The organism is Acidicapsa acidisoli (assembly GCF_025685625.1).
Lineage (GTDB): Bacteria > Acidobacteriota > Terriglobia > Terriglobales > Acidobacteriaceae > Acidicapsa > Acidicapsa acidisoli.
Genome location: NZ_JAGSYI010000001.1, coordinates 812,000 through 832,985, shown reverse-complemented (window position 1 = coordinate 832,985; position 20,986 = coordinate 812,000). Strand labels below are relative to the sequence as shown.

Sequence of the window (20,986 nt, the reverse complement as noted above, 5' to 3'; positions counted from 1 at the left end):
CTATCGCTCGATAGGTAGCGGCGCAAGGATCTCCAGCGTTCGCAGAAGGTCTCGGGCAACGCAACTACATATGGAGCAGGTTCCTGCGACGAGTGAGTTGAGCACCGGCGATATGGGGGATTCTTGAGTGCCTTTGCGATGGTTCCATAACTACTCCGCGGTCGGCAACAGCCTCGGACTGACTGCGCTGGTCATGTGCATTCCTGTCGTCTTTCTCTTTTGGGCGCTCTCCGTAAAGAGAATGAAGGGCCATGTCGCAGGGCTGCTTACGTTGTTGCTTATTACTATCATCACCACGCTGGGATACGGAATGCCAGTGCCAGTCGCGCTTTCGGCCGCAGTGCTGGGGATGGTCAACGGGCTCTTCCAGATTGGATGGATCATTCTGGCCGCAGTCTACCTCTACAATCTCACTGTGGAATCGGGACAGCTGGAGATCATCAAGAGTTCGATAGCATCGCTTTCCACCGATCGTAGATTGCAGGCTTTGTTGATTGCGTTTTGTTTTTCCGCATTCATGGAAGGCACAGCGGGCATGGGCGCGCCGGTTGCAGTGTGTGCGGCGATGCTGATCGGTATTGGGTTTGCACCGCTGCAGGCGGCCCTAGTCTGTCTCGTCGGCAATACGCAGCCGGTTCCATTTGGTCCCCTCGGAGTTCCGACCATCATGATGGCCAGCGTAACCAGGATCGACGATCATGTTCTGGCTAGAGCTGTAGGAATGGACATGGTCGTACTTGCCCTGATCATCCCCATTTTCATGCTGGTGGTCATGGCAGGGTGGAAGAGTGCCATTGACGTACTTCCGGCGGCGCTTGTGGCCGGTGGAAGCTACGCCATCACCTGCCTCCTTGTAACTCGCTATCTAGGGCCTGAGCTACCTGCGCTACTATCTTCGGTTGTCTCCATCGTATCTCTTGTTGTATTTCTGAAGCTCTGGAAGCCCAGGCAAATCTGGCGATTTCCGAATGATCCGGATGCGGCGGGCGAAGCCTCGAAGAAGCACAGCGTTTGGCAAGTCATCTACGCGTGGACCCCATTTCTTGTTCTTATGATCGTCATGTGCATCTGGAGCGTGCCGGAGTTCAAGCTTTGGATGCTCAATGCCAGCCACCTGGTAGTCAACATACCTGCATGGCCCTTCCTGGATGGCATCGTATACAGGAACGTCCCGATTGTTGCCAAACCGACCCTGTACGCGGCAAGCTACCGGTGGGAGGTCAGCACGGCTCCGGGCACGGCCATATTTTTTGCATCACTGATCTCGATCGTGTTGCTGAGAGTCAGCCCTGCAAGAGCCGTCCGGGTCTTCGTAAAGTCGCTCAATCAGATGAAAATCGCTCTTATAACATTAGCTTCCGTCGTGGGTATCGCCTATGTCGCGAACTACTCAGGCATGTCCTACACGCTTGCTCTGGCTCTCGCGTTTTATACCGGCAAACTGTTCCCGGTGGTATCGCCGGTCATCGGGTGGATGGGGGTATTTCTTACTGGTTCCGTAACTTCCTCAGCTGTTCTGTTTGGCAAGCTACAGCAGGTAACGGCGTTGCAGATCGGCATCAATCCGGTTCTGACAACGTCGGCGAACCTGGCTGGAGGTGTTACGGGTAAGCTGATTTCTCCCCAATCCCTGGCTATTTCCTGTGCGGCCACAGGGATGGCCGGCAGGGAAACGGATATATTTCGGAAGACCTGGAGATATTCCCTGATACTTCTCGGAATCATCATCGCACTGGTCGTTGTAGAGGCCTATATTCTTCCTGGCATTGTGCCCCGCGATGTTCTGGCGCCAGTTGCAGCCGGAACCGGCTGATCTATCACAGAAACGAATGCAAAGATTCCGGCTGCGCGAAAATAAGCTGCGTGTACCGAGAGGACCCGACGGTAGTTACAAGGAGATGCGATGAGTAATTTTGGTGCTGATATTGAAATTAGTGCTTCCGTTCCCGATTCGTACAGGCAAATCCTCACGCCAGATGCGCTTGCTTTCACGACGGCACTCCAGCGTACCTTCAACGAGCGGCGGAAAGCCTTGTTGAACGCACGGGTTGCGCGCCAGCGGAGCCTCGATGCCGGCGAGCGTCCTGATTTCCTGGCAGAAACAAAGTATATCCGCGACAGCGAGTGGATAGTTGCTCCTCTGCCGGCAGATCTGTTGAATCGTCGCGTCGAGATCACCGGTCCGGTGGATCGCAAGATGGTGATCAATGCGCTGAACTCCGGCGCTAAAGTATTCATGGCCGACTTTGAGGACTCGACCACTCCGACCTGGAGCAATGTGATTGAGGGGCAGATCAACCTGAGAGATGCCGTGCGCCGGGCCATAACCTTCGATGATCCCGCTACGGGCAAGCATTATCAGCTTGGCAGCAACCCGGCGGTGTTGTTTGTCCGCGCGCGCGGCTGGCATCTGGAAGAACAGCACGTCTTGGTGGATGCAGAGCCGATGAGCGGCTCCATCTTCGACTTTGCTTTGTACGCGTTTCACAATGCGAAGGAATTGCTGGCGCGCGGCTCGGGTCCATACTTTTATTTGCCGAAGATAGAAAGCCATCTTGAGGCGCGGCTTTGGAATGACATCTTTGTCGTGGCAGAGCGCGAGCTGGGTATCCCCAACGGGTCGATCAAGGCCACAGTGCTGATCGAGACGATCCTGGCGACCTTTGAGATGGACGAGATTCTCTGGGAGCTGAAGGATCACTCGGCAGGCTTGAACTGCGGCCGTTGGGACTACATCTTCTCCTATATCAAGAAATTTTCCGGCGACGAGTCGCTCATCCTTCCCGACCGAGCGCAGATCACAATGACGACGCATTTCATGCGCTGCTATTCCAAACTCGCCATCAAGACGTGTCACCACAGGCGCGTGAGCGCGATGGGAGGCATGAGCGCGCTGATCCCAATCAAGAACGATCCGGAAGCCAACGAGCACGCGCTGGCAGGTGTCCGCGCGGACAAGGAGCGCGAAGCAACCGACGGCCATGATGGCACGTGGGTCGCTCATCCTGGACTTGTTCCCATCGCCATGGATGTTTTTGATCGGGTGATGCCGCAGCCCAATCAGATCGACAAGCAGCTTCCCGATTTTCAAGTCACCAGCGAAGACCTGCTGCGGGCGCCGGAAGGAGCAATCACCGAGGCAGGCCTGGAGCGGAATATCGCGGTCGGGCTTGGCTATGTCGAGTCGTGGCTTCGCGGTATCGGTTGTGTCCCATTGTTCCACTTGATGGAGGATGCGGCAACGGCAGAGATCAGCAGAGCGCAGCTATGGCAGTGGGTCCATCATGGAGCGGTCATGGAAGATGGCCGAAAGGTAACTGAAGAGCTTTGCGAGAGTTTCATCGTCGCGGAACTCACGCGGGTCGAGAAGGCTTGTGATCGATCTCGCCATCAGTCCTATCTTCAGGCGGCTGAGCTCATGCGCGAATTGATTCATTCGCAGCGGTTTACAGAGTTCCTGACAGTTCCAGCTTATGCCCGGGTCATCGCTGCGGAGAACAGCGATGTGGAGTGATGCTTCTTCAGATAGGTTTTGGCTAGGTACACAGGCGCCTAAGTAATACTGCGAATCCGAAGAGAATGCAGCCGGAGTGCGGTCTTGCTTCGTGCACGCAATCCGCCGTAGCGCGGTCGTGTGAGGCTGTGCGCGACACGCGCGGGACGGGGCGGACGGACCGCGATGAACACTCCGCTCGCGTGATTTCTTTATGGACCGCACTAAACTAAACCGAATCCACGTGTCATCGGCGCATACCCTCCGCCGCAAAGGCCCATTCTCTGAGGCGTTTGCGAGTCCTCCCTTCTTTTTAGGAATTCGGAGTTGACAATGGTATGACCATATGCTTAACATCCCGTTGCTAAATACTGATGGACAGACAGGCGCACGAACGGAAATTTTGTTCCCGCACATGTCAGGATCTGGCGAATGTTCGCGGCGCAGGACGAGCAGGGCGCGAGTACTTCCATCCCGGAATAGTGAATCCTGAAGGAGGTCAAAGAGAATGCTTCAAGCAGAAACGAAGCTATGTGTCGTAAAAAATGAGGCAGGCCAAAAAGCGAGAACGGGGGTGCAGCCAAAGGTGCACTCCGGACGCGCAATGATCTTTGCTCACACAATCGTTCTCTTGGTTCTGGCGTCCTTGGCTGCCAGTACGATGAGTGCGCAGGAGACGCGCGCCACGCTGAGCGGCACCGTGTTCGACCCCAGCTCTGCGACGATCGTAGGCGCAACGCTCAAGCTGACCAATATAGCCACGGGCGTAAGCGCTACCGCAACGTCGAACACGGACGGCCAATATCGGTTTCTCTTTGTCGATCCGGGAACCTACACACTCTCGACCGAGGCGCAAGGCTTTCAAACCTTTGTAGAGAATGGAATCGTTCTCAACGTCAGTCAGGCATCCACGATCGATGTTCGCATGGCGCTTGGATCACAGTCGTCCACCGTGACCGTGACCAGCGATCAGCCCCTGCTTGAAACCGAGAAGTCCGACCGGGGTGTCGTTCTCTCCACCAGTCAGGTGGAAGAAGTCCCACTCGCGGTGCGCAACCCGATCGAACTGGTGGAAGCTGTTCCCGGTGTAACTCAGGTCACGCAACGATATGACCTGCTTCCGTTTACCAACAGCGGTAACTCCGCCTACTCGTTCAACGGCATGAACGGCGACGCAACTGAGAATCTTCTGGACGGCGCGCCAAACGACATGCTGTACACGACGAACGCACTCGCCTACATCCCGGCTGTCGACGCCGTGGCCGAGTTCAAGGCGATCACTGCGCCCTTCGACGCGCAGTATGGCCGCAATGGCGGCGGCGTCATCTCCGTTGCCACGAAGAGCGGCACCAACGCGTTTCACGGAACAGCATACGATTTCATCAATCGCCCCTGGCTGTTCGCCAATACCTATGCCAACGACGCTGCCCATGTAAAGAAGAGCAATCAGTCTCTCAACGAATACGGCTATACCCTGGGCGGCCCTGTGCGGATTCCGCACATCTACAACGGCACAGACAAGACCTTCTTCTTCAACAGCTGGGAAGGCTACAACGAACTAATCAATCTCGTAACAGGCACGTCGGTTCCAACGGCTTTGCAGCGCCAGGGCGACTTCTCGCAGACCTTCAACAGCAGCGGTCAACTCATCACCATCTACGACCCGAATTCAGGTCATCTCGTCAATGGCGTCTGGACGCGCGACCCGTTTCCGGGCAACAAGATCCCTGCGAACGAAATCGATCCTGTAGGCCAGGCGCTGGCGAATGCCTATCCTTTGCCCAATACAAACCAGAACGCGACAGTGAATTGGCAGAACAATTACCTAGGCAACAATGTCACCGACGACGGACCTTTCCACAACGTGCTTGCACGCATCGACCACACCTTCTCGGATCGCGAAAAGATGTATGTTCGTTACGCGTGGAACAAGGCATATATCACCGGTAATTCGAACAATCTTCCCGGTATCGGAGCCGACCTGCGCGATGGAACAAAAGTAAATAACGACGTGGTTGCGGACTCCGTGTCAGTGCTTACGCCAAACGTCGTTCTCGATCTGCGCGCGTCGCTCACCCGCTGGACGCAGAACTTCCTTCCCAACAATTGGACCTCCTTCAACGGTACAGATATCGGGTTGCCGGCCGCTACGGTCGCTCAGTTCCAATCGCCGCATTGGTTCCCGTATACCACCGTGACGAATTATCAATACCTTGGCTCTTCGTCCGGCAACATCGTGTTTGAACCTACGACAGCTCTTACCGCTGAACCTACTCTGATCCTGACGAAGGGACGCGAATCCATCAAGTTCGGGCTTGATTGGCGATGGACGCGCTTCGACGATTTCACTGGAGCCTATGGCGGCGGAACGTTCGGCATCACGCCGGGCTTTACGCAGCAGAACTATCTTGTCTCTGATCCACTGAGCGGCAATAGTATTGCTTCCATGCTCGTCGGCGGAGCTGCGACAGGGGAAGCGGATGTTCTTCCCAAGCCCTATTACAGCCTTGTGTACTACGGCCTCTGGGTGCAGGACGATATCAAGCTGACTCCCAGGCTGACTGTCAACGCAGGCCTCCGCTATGACATCCAGACGCCGATCACAGACAGGCACAACCAGCTCACACACGGATTCGATTTCGCGGGAGTGAACCCGATCAGTGCAGCAATTGGCCAAAACGTCTACGGCGGTCTCGGCTTTGTGGGTGTCGGCGGCAACTCGCGTTCGCCGTTTAATGTCGATTTGACCAGCTTCCAGCCCCGCTTTGGCGCGGCTTACCGCTTGCGCACTGATATCGCTCTCCGAGGCGGTTGGGGCATCTTCTATGTTCCGCAGTATTCTCAGGCGAGCAGCAGCGGCTTCAGTCAAACCACACCGTATGTGGGTACGCTCAACAATGGCGAGACCATCGCGAATCCGCTATCTAATCCCTTCCCCTCAGGCATCCTCGCACCTACCGGATCCTCCGCCGGTCTTGCCACGTTGAATGGCAAGAATCCCTCTTTCTCCGACCCCAGCGGCAGGATCGGCCACGTGCAGGTTTTCTCGTTCGGACTCCAGAAGGAATTTCCAGCGCGCATCACTTTGGACCTGGCGTACGCAGGCTCCAGGGCCAACCAGATTCCTGTTCAAGGTCTGAATATCGATGCGCTGACTGCGGCGAATCTTGCTTTGGGTAACAGCGATCTTGGGGGATCCTCCAGCTATCTCACTAAACAGGTGCCAAATCCATTTCAGGGGTTGCTGCCAACCACGTCGCTCAATGGGCCAACCATCAGCCGGCAGCAGTCCCTGCTTCCGTTCCCGGAGTTCACTTCCGTTACCGAGAACGACGTTCCCCTCGGCCATTACTGGTACAACGCGTTTCAACTGAATATGCAACAGCATTCATGGCATCACTTCGATACGATGGTGTCGTACACGTTCTCCAAGAGTCTTGAGGCGATTACCTACCTGAACCCTCAGGATGCGTTCGTCCACGCACCGGCATTGCAGCCAGGCTCGCCCGATGCCAGCACATTTACGGATGACTCTCTGACCTCGCCCACGCATAGCTATGCGCCCTATGACCGCAAGCACCGCATCGATTTCACGCCGGTGTACGAGCTGCCTTTCGGTAAGGGGAGGGAGTTGTTTAGCGGAGCTAATAAGGTCGTCAACGTCTTCATCAGCGGTTGGCAAGGCTCGGGACATATCCTCTTCCAGACCGGCGCGCCCATGACCGGTCCAGCCGGAGTCGCTCTGGTCGGCAACCCCGGCGTTCCCAATAAATCATGGCTGCAGATGTTCAACAGCGGCACGACCCAGCTAAACGGCACCGTGACCAATCAGGTGGCCGGACTGGCGCCAGCCTGGCGTGTGCTCCCAGCGTTCGCTCTGAGAACCGTCCCGCTGCAGATGGGAAACATACGAGATCGCTGGGGAACTGAAACAAATCTCACCCTCTCTAAGAACAACTACATTCACGAGACAATGAATCTGCAGCTTCGCGTCGAATTTCTGAACGCATTCAATCACCCGATTTTCGGCGGCGATCCTAACATCAATTACACATCGCCTCAGTTCGGGCAACTCATTCGCGCCAACGGGCAGACCAACGTGCCGCGGACGATTCAACCTGCCATTCGATTCGTCTTCTAACGGCGGCTCGGACCAGATAAGGCTACCTGGCACTCGGAGCCTTCACGAGTGCCAGGTAGTATTGTTGCTTTATTTCTTCGCCGAGCGAGCCCGCGTCCGCTTGGCATTGGCAGGCGCGGTCGTCTTCGTGCGCGAACCGTTTCCCGCGGCGGTGGCCTCGGCGTACCGCTTGAGTGCGGCTTCCAGATGGTCGTGCATGGCTTTGCGCGCAGCCTCGGCATCATGCCGCTCAATCGCTTCAAAGATGGCGATATGTTCCTTCAACGAGAGCGGTCTGGCGTTGGGAAGCTGGAGAACCGTCGACAAGGCTCTGGCCAACTGACTTCGAATTACGGAGATCAGATCGAGAAGCAGTGTGTTCCGGGAGGCATTGGCAAGGGTGAGATGAAAGTCGAGATCCAGAATCGCAAACTGTGTTTCGTCCTTCACAGCTGCTTTCATCTTTGCCAGGAGTGTTCGCGCATTCTCGATATCTTCTGGAGACGCGTAGAGAGCGGAATTTGCCGCAGACACTCCTTCCAATGCGATGCGAATTTCCAGCAGGTTCTCAATATCGTGCTTCTCGGTAATCATTCTCCATTCGAGGATCTTGCGCAGGAACTTTCCACCGTCGGGCGCAACGGAAGTGCCCTCTCCAACGCGAGCATTCAACACACCGACGATGGACAAACAGCGCAGAGCCTCCCTCAGCGAGGAACGGCTGGCTCCAAAGTTTTCACACAGGTCCCGTTCGGAAGGCAGACGCTGTCCTGGTGTGAGATCGCCATTCGAAATCAGATCCATAATCTGCTTGGCGATCTCTTCACTGATCGAGATTTTCGTAACTCTCCGAATCTTGGATTCGACGGACCTGGAGAGAGATTGATGGAGTTCTCCCATTCGTACCTGTAATCCCTTTCCATGGTCGAGCGTTGCGAAGGACCTATCCACCAGCCTTATTTTTGGAGGATGCTCCAGACCCGAAATCCCAGTTCACCGCTTCGTTCCATGCGCTTGTCTAACGTCAGTCCTGAAACAACTGCCGGATGATCTTACGACTATACGACCAACGTACGGAAGGTGCAAGAACAGGAAAGAGCACTTCATCGCGCTTCTCCAGGCTCGCCCAGAGAACTGCTTCGCCCGCACAATTCGCGATTCATGCAGGCGGAGCCGGGACAAAGCGGATATTTGCGGGCCTGGAATACGTTGGTTGACAATGGTCATACCATACGATTAGCATTTGGCCCGAGCATGATTCATGATCGCCTCGCATACTCTAAGGGCGTGTTCAGTCGATGCCAGCGCATGACGTTATCGTGTCGATGAATCGGCGGCAATGTATCGCAGGATTCGCACTTAGTAGCTGAGCGTAGTGTAGTCTCTCCGCAGGCTCGACAACTTACCGGCCAAGCGCCCGGAGGAAAACAGTTTGGAGAGGGTAGACTTGAGCGATCTCGCGCGCACTATCTTTGAACGGGCGCTGTCGAGTTGTAACGTCGAACAAGCCGTGGCGCTCAAGGTCAGAGTCATCGAACAAGATGGCAGCTCGAGCCTGCTTTTCGAAGATAAAAGCAGGTTGGAACTGACACGGTTCCGGCATGTCCGCGTTGTTGCGCTCGGCAAGGCCGCACCGGCAATGCTGGAAGCGTTCTTGTCACGGCTGCCCTTGCTTCCGGCATGTGATCTCGCGGGAGTTCTTATCTCCACGTTGCCCCCACAGTTGCCGCGCGAAAATTTCGAGTTCTTCGCCGGCGGTCATCCCATGCCCAACGACGCGTCATTCGCGGGCGCGCGCGCCGTGCTCAGAATGTTGCGGACCGCATCTGAGCTGGCGTCTCGCGGTGAGGATACGCTGTGCTTGTTCCTCGTGAGTGGTGGAGCTTCAGCAATGATGGAACTGCCGCTGGATGAAGAGATCACATTAGCGGACACGATTCTCTTCAACAGCGCTCTTGTGTATAGCGGCGCGTCGATCCGTGAGATCAACTGCGTTAGAAAGCACTTTTCCGCAGTCAAGGGTGGAAGGCTAGCTATCGCTGCCAAAGGCGCCGAATGCCTCTCTATATTCATTTCGGATGTTCCGTCAGGACACCTCGACACCATCGGGTCCGGACCCACGCTTCCGGACACATCGACGGTCGACGAATGCCGCGAAGTCATTCGTAAGTACAATCTTCTGGATCGCTTTCCTGACTCCGTCCGGCGGCTCTTTGTCTCCCTTGAACTCCCGGAGACACCGAAGCCGCAAGACCTGACCGCGCGCGCGGTCACACTTCTCGATGCCAGCGATCTGGCGGAAGCGGCACGTCAGCATGCCACGCAGCTCGGCTTTCATGCTGTTATTGACAATACCTGTGACGACTGGGATTATCGCGCCGCATCGGAATACCTGCTCGGCCGCATTCGCAATCTGAGGCGGGAGCACGCGCGTGTCTGCCTGATCTCTGTAGGAGAAGTCGCAGTGCCGCTTCCGGTTTCCGGCCTCGGCAGCAAACTTGTGGATGCGAGGGTGGGCGGCCGCAACCAGCATCTCGCGCTGTATACGGCGACTCTGCTTCAATCCTCCGACGAGCCGATTGCAGTGCTATCCGTAGGCTCAGACGGCGTGGATGGAAACAGTGTCGCGGCCGGCGCGGTGGTAAGCGGGCAGACACTTCGCGCAGTTAGAGTGGGAGTTCTATCCTCCGATGAGGCGTCCGATGAATCTCTGTATGTGAAAGCACAAGTGGCGCTGCGGCACTTCGCTTCTTACTCTTTTTTTCAAGACGCCGGAGTGGCCATCATGACAGGGCCCACGGGGAACAATCTTCGCGACCTGCGGATTCTTCTGGCAGAATCGCCATGCCATATGAGCCGAGAAACAGCCTCCCATTGATTCCACACAAAAGAGCAACACACGTATGAGTTGGCCGCAGACATATTTCTTATTCGGTTGCGGACTCGGCGTTTCCGCAACTCTCGCTGCGGCACCGATCTTTACGCTGCTGTTTCTACTCGGAGTTATGCGAAAGCCGGCATGGCTCGCGGGACTCGTCGGCCTCGGAGTTACTTTCCTTCTTGCCATTGCCGGCTACCACATGCCGCCACTTACGGCCTTCAGCGCGGCTTGCAACGGGGCCGCATTTGGCCTCTTCCCAATTTTCTGGATCATCTTCTGGGCCATTCTGCTCTTTCGAGTGGCCCAGGAAGGAGGTCAGTTCGAAATCATCAAGAGCACCATCGGACGACTGACGCCCGATCCGCGTCTTCAGGCCATCTTGATTGCGTTCGCCTTTGGCGCATTTCTGGAAGGCGCGGCTGGCTTCGGCGCTCCGGTCGCAATTGCTTCCACCATGTTGACGGGGCTGGGATTCCCTGCGTTTACTGCTGCGGCCATCTGTCTTGTCGCGAATACGGCTCCCGTAGCGTTCGGATCGATTGGAATTCCGGTTATCACTCTCGCTGGCACGACCGGCCTTCCCGTGCGGCAACTCAGCACGGACATAGGGCGTCTCTGTACGCCGGTCGTCCTCATCATGCCGATGTATCTGGTCGCCGCCACGTGGGGATTTCGAGCCCTTCGCGGAATATGGCTGCCGGTGGTGCTGACGGGCACTGTATTTGCGGCTGCACAGTTGCTGGTTTCCAGCTATATGGGGCCTCAACTGACGGATATCCTTGCCTCTCTGCTGACGATGGCATCTCTGATCGCGCTGCTTCGCTTCTGGCATCCCAATGGTTTCCAGGCAACCGCGTCTGCGCCAAACGTAGTCGTAATCCGGTCTCCAGAGCGTGATCCCGCGTCCTCGTATACCGTCGGCGCTATCCTGTTCGCATGGCTGCCCTATATCTTTCTCGTAGGGTGTGTTCTGCTGTGGGGCTTTGGGCCTGTTCAGCGCCGATTGGATGCGTTGAGCTTCTCCTTTCCCTGGCCGTTTCTGCACGATGTAGTGTGGCGCATGCCACCTATCTCAGCCGCACCCGCTCCTTACCCTGCCATATTTCGCGTGAATTGGCTCTCTGCCGCCGGCACAGCCTGCGCCGCGGCCACCTTGCTTACCGCAGCCAGCGCGAGAATGACCCCTGGCCGCTTTCTCCGTCTGCTGGCTTCCGTGGTCCATCAACTGGCTTTGCCCACGATCACCGTCACCAGCGTGCTCGGCGTGGCCTTCCTGATGAACTATTGTGGCGCTACCGCAACGTTAGGGTTGGCTTTCTCGGCGGCGGGCGCGGCATTTCCCTTCTTCAGTGCCGTCCTCGGTTGGCTCGGAGTGTTTCTCACCGGGTCGGATACCGCTTCCAATGCACTTTTCGGAAATCTCCAGGTCCTCACAGCCGGACGTCTTGGATTGGACCGCGTGCTCATGGCGGCAGCTAACTCAGTCGGCGGCGTGATGGGCAAGATGATCAGTCTCCAGACAATCGCAGTCGCAGCTGCGGCAACCGGAATGTCGCTGCCCGATCAGGCGCGTCTTTTCCGGTTTACCTTGAAGCACAGCATCCTTCTCGTATCGCTCGTCGGCTTCGCGGCGTTGCTTTTCGCATACGGATCTCGAAGTCGTTGAAACAGCCGGCGATTTGGTTATATCGACCGACAAGAAGCTGATGGCAGCATCACATTCACGCACAGCACCTCTGAAACGTGAAATAAAGGATGCCCTGACAACCGCAGTGCCGGCTCTTCGCAATGCCCTGCTCGGTTCCTGAAAATACGTGCTCAGGTTGTGAGCAAACGTTACAAGGGTCAGCTTGACGACTTGATGTGTAGCTACCCGGGCATCGTCAGCCATTTGGGCGGAGCGTAGCTGCTGCTCTGCGTAGTCTCATGCAGGTTGAACGTTTGAACCGCACCTGTAAACGCGAAAAACACAGCGCCGACGCGATGAAGACGCCAACGTACAAATGAATTTTGCACAAATGTTTCAGGATTTTTGTGAGCTTTGCCTCGATTCCTTCGGTATCGGACCAAATTTGTCGTATATTCAATTCAGCAGCAAATTTGAGTGATTTTTGAAGGAAGGCATCAGGCTGGCAATTCTTGATGGGCCAGGGCCCTGCGGAAAATCTCTTGGCGGAGACCGCGAAGACCCTGGAGCTACAGCCGATTGGACTGCGAGCTAACTGCATTATATGTTCGCCTCTCCTCGGCTGGACCCCCGTTCATAAAAATCGGCAGAAAAGGCGCGGGATTGCGCCAGATCCGGACTCAGCGGTCAAGGTGTGCCCTGTCACGCCTGCGCCCCACTGCGACCAGGTTTGCACGCTCGCTCCCAAAACAACTGAACCGCAAAGGGCTGTGCTGCAACTGAAAAGGCCTTTGCCAACCGGAGGAGAAACCGAGGATGAAGATGCAAGCGAAAACCAGGAACGCTGTGGGGAGGAAGAAAAATGCACAGCGTGTGCTTCTGGGCAATGCCCGGGGTTTGGTAGCAATGGGGACATTGGCTGCCTATACGGCTCTGGGCTCCAGCCGGCCTGCGCTGGCCGCGGTCTGGAACAAGGAACCAGCCGATGGCGGGGTCGCTGCAACACTTCCGTTGAAGCGCTTCGACATTCCCGCCGGTCCTCTGGACGCTGCAATCGAAGCTTATGAAAAGGCCTCCGGGTTGAAGGTCAGGATTGTGCTGCCGGAGGGAACACTCGCAGGCTTTCGCTCGCCCGGTGTTACGGGGCTGTATCGCGAGGACGATGCGCTGCGGCAGATTCTCGAAGGGACCGGCCTGAATTACCGTGCGGAGGATGCCACCACGATGGTGATTGGCGTTCAGGCCCGGGATACGGTGTCGGTCACCGCGCCGGTGGCAAATGAAATCGCCATCACCCGGTTTACCGAGCCGCAAATCGATACCGCCCAAAGCATCAGCGTGGTGCCGCAGTTCGTCATGCAGGACCAGGGGCTGTCGACTCTGCGCGACACGCTGCGTAACGTTCCAGGCATCAGCCTTGCCGCTGGCGAGGCCGGTGCGCAGGGCGACAACCTCACCATCCGCGGCTTTACCGCCCGCAACGATATCTTCATGGACGGTATTCGCGACTTCGGCAGCTACTATCGCGACTCGTTCAACTTCGAGCAGGTCGAAGCTCTCGAAGGACCGGCGGGAGTCCAGTTCGGGCGCGGCGCTACTGGCGGCGTCATTAACCAGGAGAACAAGATTCCCGAGGTGGAAAAGCTCGTCGAGGTGGACACGCAGTTTGGCACCGATCTCACCCGCAGAATCACCGCCGACATCAACAGTCCGGTGGCAGGTCTGTTGGGCGGCACAGCGTTCCGGGCCAACATTATGGCCCAGGAAGGCGGCGTGGCCGGTCGCGATGCCGCCGAGCTGCGCCGCTTCGGCATTGCTCCCTCCGTCTCCATCGGCATGGACGCCAAAACCCGCGCGACGCTCAGCTACATCCACCTTTCTGAAGACGACACGCCGGACTATGGGCTGCCATGGTTCTTCAATCAGCTCGCGCCCGCGAACCGGCACAGCTACTTCGGCTTTCCGGATGAAAACTATCTCAAGACCAATGACGACATCATGACGCTGAAGGTCGAGCATGAGTTCTCACCGAGCCTCAACCTGCACACCATTGCGCGCGCTGCCAACTACCCGCGGCAGGCGCAGATCACCGAGCCGCAGATTTGTTCGAACGCCTCGCTCAGCGTGCCCGTGGGCACGGTGGTGACAGCACTGCCCACACTCGCCTATAACGCAAATCTCCCCTGTCCTTACACGTCTGCCAGACTGGCCAGCGCGATCACGCAGGTGAATCGCAATCAGATTCAGGTCAAGAGTGTCGAAGGCGATCTCTGGGATCAGACCGAGGTCACCGCGCACTTCAAAACCTGGGGAGCGCGTCACGACCTGGTGGCAGGCGTGGAGGGCGGGCAGGAGATTTCGAATCCCATTCGGACCAGTTACACCATCAACAAGATCAATACTGTTCCGGAGACGACGCTGCTTAATCCCAACGAAGACCAGCCCTTTAGCGGAACCGGCTATATCACCTCCATTGTGCACACGAAATCGAAAAGCGTTGGCCTCTACTTTGTGGACACCATGAAGCTTGGCCGCCTGTTTGAGTTGAGCGGGGGCGTGCGCTGGGATCGCTTCGACACGGACTACAACCTGGCCTCTCCTACTCCGCCCGCCGGTGGAACAGTAACCGCCGCGGTGCCTCCCATTAGCCGTTTGGACGAGCAGCCGACCTATCGCGCCGCGCTGGTCTTCAAGCCATCGACGCACGGCAGCGTCTACTTTGACTATGGCACCAGCTTCGATCCCGATGCCGAATCGCTGAGCCTCAGCGTGGGTCTCGTCAACGGATCGGTGAAGCCGGAAGAAAACCAGACCTATGAAGGCGGAGCCAAATGGAGCTTCCTCAACGATCGCTTGCTGGTGGAGGGCGCAGTCTTCCGCACCGAGAAGGATAACGCGCACGAGACCGATCCCACCAACTCCAATAACATTGTTGCCGCCGGCAACCAGTTAGTGAAGGGCGCTCAGTTCAGCTTCATCGGACGGCTGCCGGAAGGAATGGACCTGGTGGCGGGATACGCATATCTCGACAGCGCGGTCATCTTCTCGCAGTTCTTTCCCACGGCGGTTGGATATCCACTGGCCAACGTCCCTAAGCAGACCTTCAATTTGTTTGTGACGCACCGGCTTCCCTGGAGGTTGAATGGCGGGTTGGGAAGTAACTATGTCGGCAGCAGAACCGCTAGCTCCACCGTTCCCTATGTTCCAACGGGTTATGCGGTAAATCCCGATGGGCCCGGCTATGTGGTCACCAGTGTGGCGATGAAGCAGGTGCCGGGGTATTGGGTCTTCAATGGCATGTTGAAACACCCCTTGACGGAAAAGATCGACTTTCAGATAAACGTGAATAACCTGTTGAACCGCTATTACATTGATCTTCCTCATCCCAGTCATCTGGTGCCGGGCGCGGGCGCCAGCGCGTTGATTGGCGCGAATTTCAGGTTCTGAGCCGCTCTTTTTCTCAAGCCACGACGGCACTCGCGGAAGACGCGAGTGCCATCTTTACGAATCACCTTTTTCAACGAACATTTCATGACGAATTAGAGGCAGGAGAAGAACGAATGTTGATCACAATTCCAGATGTATTGAATGCCGGAGAAGTCGCGCATGCTCGCGCCGCGCTGGACGCAGCCGAATGGGTTGACGGCAAAGTGACCGCAGGATACCAGGCGCACACCGTCAAGGAGAATCTACAGTTGCCCGAAGGCCATCCGGTTGCGGTGAAGCTGGGCGAGATGGTTTTGGCCGCGTTGGCCCGCTCGCCCTTGTTTATGTCCGCAGCGCTGCCTCTGCGCGTGTTTCCGCCCATGTTCAATCGCTATACGGGCGGAGGCCGCTTCGGCACGCACGTCGACACCGCGATTCGCGCCATGGCTTCCACCGGACAGCGCATTCGCACCGACGTTTCGGCGACACTGTTTCTGAGCGCGCCCGAGGACTACGACGGAGGCGAATTGTTGGTCGAGGATACTTACGGCGTACACAGCGTCAAGCTCCCCGCCGGACACATGGTGCTGTATCCATCCACCAGTCTTCATCGCGTGGAAGCCGTGACTCGCGGTGCGCGTGTGGCCTCCTTCTTCTGGATTCAGAGCATGATTCGCAGCGATGGAGATCGCACGCTCCTCTACGATCTGGATACGTCCATTCAACGCCTCGCAAAGGAGCATCCCGGCAACAGCTCAGGCGTCCAACTGACCGGCGTGTACCACAATCTGCTGCGCCGCTGGGCTGAAATGTAGTTGCATCGTCCTTGCATGCTTCGGGGATGCCAGAAGCTACGGCCCTCACGAAAATACAGCCAGGAGCGATAAGCTCCTGGCTGTTCAGTCCAGTCAAGGATCGATACTCGCATCGCTGACGTCGATTTCTTCCTGTAACTCCGCATCCACACGACTGCACGTCTATGCAAAGCCGCGGCTGGCTAGAACTCCAACCGCAGCGAACCCTGCAATACACGGGCAGCCTGATCGCTGCCGTTGGGAATCACCGTGCCCGGAATTACACCGAACTCGTTCGGCGCCGCAACCAGGCTCATGTTGTTCTCGAAGCTGGGAGCCTGAAAGTTTGGATGGTTCAGAGCGTTGAAGGCATCGACGCGGAACTTCAGATTGACACCCTCCCTATAGATCGGGAAGGTCTTGCCGAGTCCGAGATCGAGGTCAAAGAAACCGGGACCGCGCAGATTGTTGCGCGAACCCATCTCAAAGCCCACGGGAGCCCTGTACTGGCTGTAGGCCTGCTGATAATTCTTGAAAGCGTAGACTTGGCCATTTTGCACCGTCACATGGGACTTCATCGGGGCCAGGCCGCCGGTCAGAATCGCGGGGTCTTCGTTCGAATAGCTCATGAGGAAGGCGACAGAGTTGGCCATGTATGGAGTGCCGGTATGCCAAATCGGCAAACCGCTCAGCTCCCATCCGCCCACGGCCTCGTCGGCCCACCGCGGAAGCGTCGCCGCAAAGTCGCGGCCATGGCCGAACGGTAACTCATACAGGAAGTTGCCGTTCAGATAGTTGGTCACGTCAAAGTCCGAGTTGCCGCGGCACAGACGCGGACGCAGAACATCGCAGATAAAGCCGTATCCGCCGTAGGCATAGGAGTTGGCAACCAGTGAGACATTGTCGATAGAGTGCGACCATGTGTAGTTCAGATCGAACTGCAGGCCGTGACTGTTGTTCTTGTGCAGCGTAACCAGCATGCCGTTGTAGGCGGAGAAACCCTTGTCCGTGAAGAAGGTGTTCTCCGAGAACTGCGCACCCATGCCGACATTGGCGGGCAGCAATCCGTAGAAGGACATGCATTGCGTCGTGTCGGCGACGTCGCCGCGTGCCGGGTAAGGCGAGCATTGGTTCGCCACATAGCCTGTGTTGCTACCGCCAGACGGATTTTGGTACAGCACATGTTCAAACCATGGCTGAGCCGGGGCCGTTGACGGATCGGCATTGGGATTCTGACGCAGCCAGGTGGTCAGATTAGCGACTGCCTGACTGAAGTTCTGTCCCGAGGCTTTATCCGGGAAGTCGATGATTTGCTCGGCATCGGCCTGGGCTAGTAGACGGCGTCCCAGACGGCCCACGTATCCAAGCTTGAAGATGAAGCCTCCCTTGACCTCCTGCTGCATGCCGAAGTTGTACACGATGTTGTATGGCGTAGGCAGGGAACGATCCACCGATACGTTGAACGCGTTGCCGTTGGTGAGGCCGCAAGGGCCGGCCGCGCCAGCGCAATTTGGATCGCCAGGACCGATGAAGGGCGAATCGGGCTTGGTGATCGCTGGAGCAACGGGTCCAGCGGGAGGGGAAGTGAGCGCTGTGAAACGCGGGTTCCCCAGCAGAGAGTAATACGCCGCGGAATGGACCGTGTTGCCGGAAACGCCATAGTTTTTGGTCCCAGCGCTCTCAAAGAGATAGGAATACCCCGCCTGCTCTTGCAGAATGGCGTTGACGACAGTCTGGTCATACACGATGCCGCCGCCGCCGTTAAAGACGAGCTTGCGGCTCTGGGTGGGAGTCCACGCAAAGGCCACGCGCGGAGCAAAATCTCCGTTGCTTGGGCTGAAATAAGCAGGACCGTGGTTTGCCTTGCCGCCCAGGCTGTAGGTGATGTACGGCACTGCCGCCGTCCCGCCCGGCAAGGAAGCATTGCCGCCTACGCCCGCCGCGCTCTGCTCGATACGAGCGTTCATAAAGTCTTTGAAGCTCTCGCTCTGAACTGACTCGAGGCCATGAACTTCGTAGGGCACGGTGTAGGTTTGGTAGCGCAATCCATAGGAGACCGTGAGAGACGGCGTCGCTCTCCAGGTATCCCCGAAGTAGACCTCTGTCTCGTAGTACTGGAACTTGGTCTGCAAGCCGGTACCCTGGGGGACGACGCTGGCTGCGGCTGTGTAGTTGAAGGTGGCGCCAGCGCTCGCGAAACGGCCCAGCCCAAAGACATAGGCGGAGTCGTAAATCGTCAAACTGGTCTGATTGCGGTCCAGGTCATTGGGACGAAACTGCCAGGTATCTCCGTCGGTCAGGCCGGTAATGCCCCCGCCCAATCCGAGGTTTGGACTGTTGTAGTCCGAATAATTGCTGAAGTGAGGGCTCGGGTACTTGAACGTGCCGCCAAACGAGAAGCTGTGACGACTTTTTTCCCAATGGAAGTCATCACGTACCAAGGGAATCGGAAAGTAGCGCGCCTGAGCGCCGGCGGCAGTTGTATAAATGGGGTCCAGGAAGGAGCCACCGGTCGGGTCTCCATCCCAGCTGTACTGGTTTGGGCCCTGTGGGTTGTAGGTGATCGGGAAGCCAAGGTTGGCTATCGTGTTACCCCAGACAAGGCTGTTTGTCTTGCTCGTACTGATCGCCCAATCCCAGCCAACAACCCAGGCATGGCTGTCGTCAATGTAAGGAGACGTCTCCGGATCATTGGGGAATTGAACGGGTTTATAAACTGCGTTGGTGCGGTTATAGGTCACACGGCCAAAGAGGTGGTGGTTTTGCCAGGGATTGATGTCGACCTTCCCAACGTAGTTGTTTTCCACGTAGGGTGTCGGAGCATTGAAGCGGTAGCCGGCCGTGTTCAGCAAATCGCCCTTATCGCCCGTGAAATCGTTTGGCGAAGGATAACGGCCTCCAATGGCCTGCATCATGCTTGAGTCGAAGCCGACATCCTGTGGGTCGTAGGCGGCCACCTGGGCTGCGTTGATGCTGTTGGTGGTCCCAGAGGCAATGTTGGTGTAGTAGGTGACAGTGTTGCCTTTGAGGAAACTATCTGTCGGAACGGTGCGCTCGGCCTGAGCGGCAAGCGTATCGCGCCGGCCGTTGTAGTCAAAGAAGAAGAAGGCTTTGTCCTTCCAGAACGGACCGCCGAAGTTGCCGCCAAACTGATTACGGATCAGCGGAGAACGCGGTACGCCATCGAAGTTGTTAAACCACTCGTTGGCCTCGAGATCCGTGTCCCGGTGATATTCGTTGATGTTGCCGTGGAAGTGGTTGGTTCCCGATCGGGTAACCATCTCGAACTGGCCGCCGCCGCCGTTGCCGGAACTCGAGAGCATACCGGCTGTGGTTCCGCGGAACTCCTGGATCGAGTCCACCGGGGCGTTTCCGATAATCGTGTGAACAATACCAGCGCCATTATTTGCAGCATTGAGAATTGTGCCGGTGGTCATATCGCTCACGTCCAGGCCATCCAGCGTCAGGCGGTTCTGATCTGTGCGCGCACCGGTTGCCGAGCCATCCTGGGTCATGCCCGGCTGTTGTGTCAGCAACGCCACGGGGGAATCGCGCATTGAGACTGGGAGCTCATTTATAAACTGCGCTTCAAAGTTGTTTCCCACCGTGGCATCGGTCGTATCCAGGGTTACTCCCTCGTTCGAGGCCGATACGTCAACGGTTTCGGAAACCGAACCGACTGCGAGCTTGACGTTCTGCGTACGGGTCGACGCGACGTTCATGTAGAGGTCAGTCAGCACCGTGGTTTGAAATCCGTTTCGCGATACGGTTTCCTTGTATCCCGGGCCGGGTGTGATGTCGGCGAAGGTGTAGGAACCATTGCCGCCAGTCACGGTCTTGTAGGTCTTGCCTGTGGCCGGATTCGCCAGTTCAACGGACGCGCCCGGTACGACCGCCCCGGTCGTATCCGTAACCGTTCCAACAACCGACGCAGTATCTTGCGCGGGTAGATAGACGGCGCAGGTTAACAGTGCGATGAACGCGAAGAGATGCCACTTCATTCGGTGCATTCTGGACTCCTGGTCTGTGGTGTCTGCATCTGCAGGCTCTGTTTAAATTGAAATTGTGGAAGTCGTTCAACTGCTCGGCGTGATTCGATCTAGCTGGTCGTAGGTCTAGCAGATTGCAGGTCTAACTCATCGTAGGTATGGAACAGGTCAGCCTTAGCGTTGTGGGCCGCAGGCTTCCCTCGGGGATTTATTGCCCCTTGTAGCAGTCAATGCGTCAAACGATAGAACGTGTAACGGATCGTGAAAAATGATACCGAGTATTTTTACGTTTATTCATAATGGCTTAAATCTCTTTATTTTGGAAGCAACTTTTTTGGGACCCATCACGAAGTCATTCCTGCATTCATCCTTTTACTTTCACGATTAGCAAATGAAAAACGGAATTAGTGAACCATCCTTTACTGTGGAAAGCCGCCGATTGTCGGTCCCGAATTCCGGCAGAACCGGCGCTGAAGCGCACCATACACGGTCCGACAATCATCTCAAGTGTGAGAGAGCGCCAGGGACGAGAGGCCGTCGATGATTCAGCCGCCCGGCCATGCGTGGTGAGCATGAGATCGGTGCCTCTAGGATCGCGATCTCGCGCTGCTGCGCCGGGATGTTGCTTCCCTTGCGCTGTCTCCAGCGAAATCGCT

At 56.8% G+C, this 20,986-nt stretch carries 9 protein-coding genes; 7 read left to right on the top strand and 2 right to left on the bottom strand.

Features of this window, described 5'->3' with window-relative positions:
* Window positions 1–127 precede the first annotated feature (127 nt).
* The 3 genes from OHL23_RS03415 (at window position 128) to OHL23_RS03405 (ending at window position 7,634) form a co-directional block, all read left to right on the top strand.
* Entirely contained in the window at window positions 128–1,813 is a 1,686-nt protein-coding gene (locus tag OHL23_RS03415; RefSeq protein ID WP_263350366.1) for an L-lactate permease, read from the top strand.
* A gap of 90 nt (window positions 1,814–1,903) precedes the next feature.
* On the top strand, window positions 1,904–3,514 hold the full coding sequence (gene aceB / locus OHL23_RS03410; protein ID WP_263350365.1) for a malate synthase A: 1,611 nt from the start codon (window positions 1,904–1,906) through the stop codon (window positions 3,512–3,514).
* Between the two features lie 487 nt (window positions 3,515–4,001).
* The gene (locus OHL23_RS03405; protein WP_263350364.1) at window positions 4,002–7,634 is read left to right on the top strand and encodes a TonB-dependent receptor; all 3,633 of its coding nucleotides are present in this window, start codon (window positions 4,002–4,004) and stop codon (window positions 7,632–7,634) included.
* Between the two features lie 69 nt (window positions 7,635–7,703).
* Here the strand turns inward: OHL23_RS03405 and OHL23_RS03400 are convergent, their stop codons facing one another.
* Window positions 7,704–8,513 (bottom strand): FadR/GntR family transcriptional regulator, encoded by an 810-nt coding sequence (locus tag OHL23_RS03400; RefSeq protein WP_263350363.1) that lies wholly within the window; start codon window positions 8,511–8,513, stop codon window positions 7,704–7,706.
* A 547-nt stretch (window positions 8,514–9,060) separates the two neighbouring features.
* On the opposite strand from OHL23_RS03400, the gene OHL23_RS03395 reads away from it, so the two are divergent.
* The 4 genes from OHL23_RS03395 to OHL23_RS03380 all read left to right on the top strand — a co-directional run bounded on the left by OHL23_RS03395 (window position 9,061) and on the right by OHL23_RS03380 (window position 16,362).
* Complete coding sequence (locus OHL23_RS03395; RefSeq protein WP_263350362.1) at window positions 9,061–10,491, top strand: glycerate kinase type-2 family protein; 1,431 nt, start codon at window positions 9,061–9,063, stop codon at window positions 10,489–10,491.
* A gap of 25 nt (window positions 10,492–10,516) precedes the next feature.
* Entirely contained in the window at window positions 10,517–12,160 is a 1,644-nt protein-coding gene (locus OHL23_RS03390; protein WP_263350361.1) for an L-lactate permease, read from the top strand.
* A gap of 777 nt (window positions 12,161–12,937) precedes the next feature.
* Window positions 12,938–15,568: a TonB-dependent siderophore receptor gene (locus tag OHL23_RS03385; protein WP_263350360.1), complete on the top strand. Its 2,631-nt coding sequence runs from the start codon at window positions 12,938–12,940 to the stop codon at window positions 15,566–15,568.
* A gap of 113 nt (window positions 15,569–15,681) precedes the next feature.
* Entirely contained in the window at window positions 15,682–16,362 is a 681-nt protein-coding gene (locus tag OHL23_RS03380) for a Fe2+-dependent dioxygenase (protein ID WP_263350359.1), read from the top strand.
* Window positions 16,363–16,544: 182 nt separating this feature from the next.
* Here OHL23_RS03380 and OHL23_RS03375 read toward each other — a convergent pair whose 3' ends face one another.
* Window positions 16,545–20,351 (bottom strand): carboxypeptidase-like regulatory domain-containing protein, encoded by a 3,807-nt coding sequence (locus tag OHL23_RS03375; RefSeq protein WP_263350358.1) that lies wholly within the window; start codon window positions 20,349–20,351, stop codon window positions 16,545–16,547.
* Between the last annotated feature and the right edge of the window lie 635 nt (window positions 20,352–20,986).

Bases quoted from the DNA above. Each gene is read 5' to 3' on its own strand.
- OHL23_RS03405 (WP_263350364.1), top strand. From the start codon at position 4,002: ATGCTTCAAGCAGAAACGAAGCTATGTGTCGTAAAAAATGAGGCAGGC.
- OHL23_RS03400 (WP_263350363.1), bottom strand. From the start codon at position 8,513: ATGGGAGAACTCCATCAATCTCTCTCCAGGTCCGTCGAATCCAAGATT.
- aceB (WP_263350365.1), top strand. From the start codon at position 1,904: ATGAGTAATTTTGGTGCTGATATTGAAATTAGTGCTTCCGTTCCCGAT.
- OHL23_RS03385 (WP_263350360.1), top strand. From the start codon at position 12,938: ATGAAGATGCAAGCGAAAACCAGGAACGCTGTGGGGAGGAAGAAAAAT.
- OHL23_RS03390 (WP_263350361.1), top strand. From the start codon at position 10,517: ATGAGTTGGCCGCAGACATATTTCTTATTCGGTTGCGGACTCGGCGTT.
- OHL23_RS03380 (WP_263350359.1), top strand. From the start codon at position 15,682: ATGTTGATCACAATTCCAGATGTATTGAATGCCGGAGAAGTCGCGCAT.
- OHL23_RS03375 (WP_263350358.1), bottom strand. From the start codon at position 20,351: ATGCACCGAATGAAGTGGCATCTCTTCGCGTTCATCGCACTGTTAACC.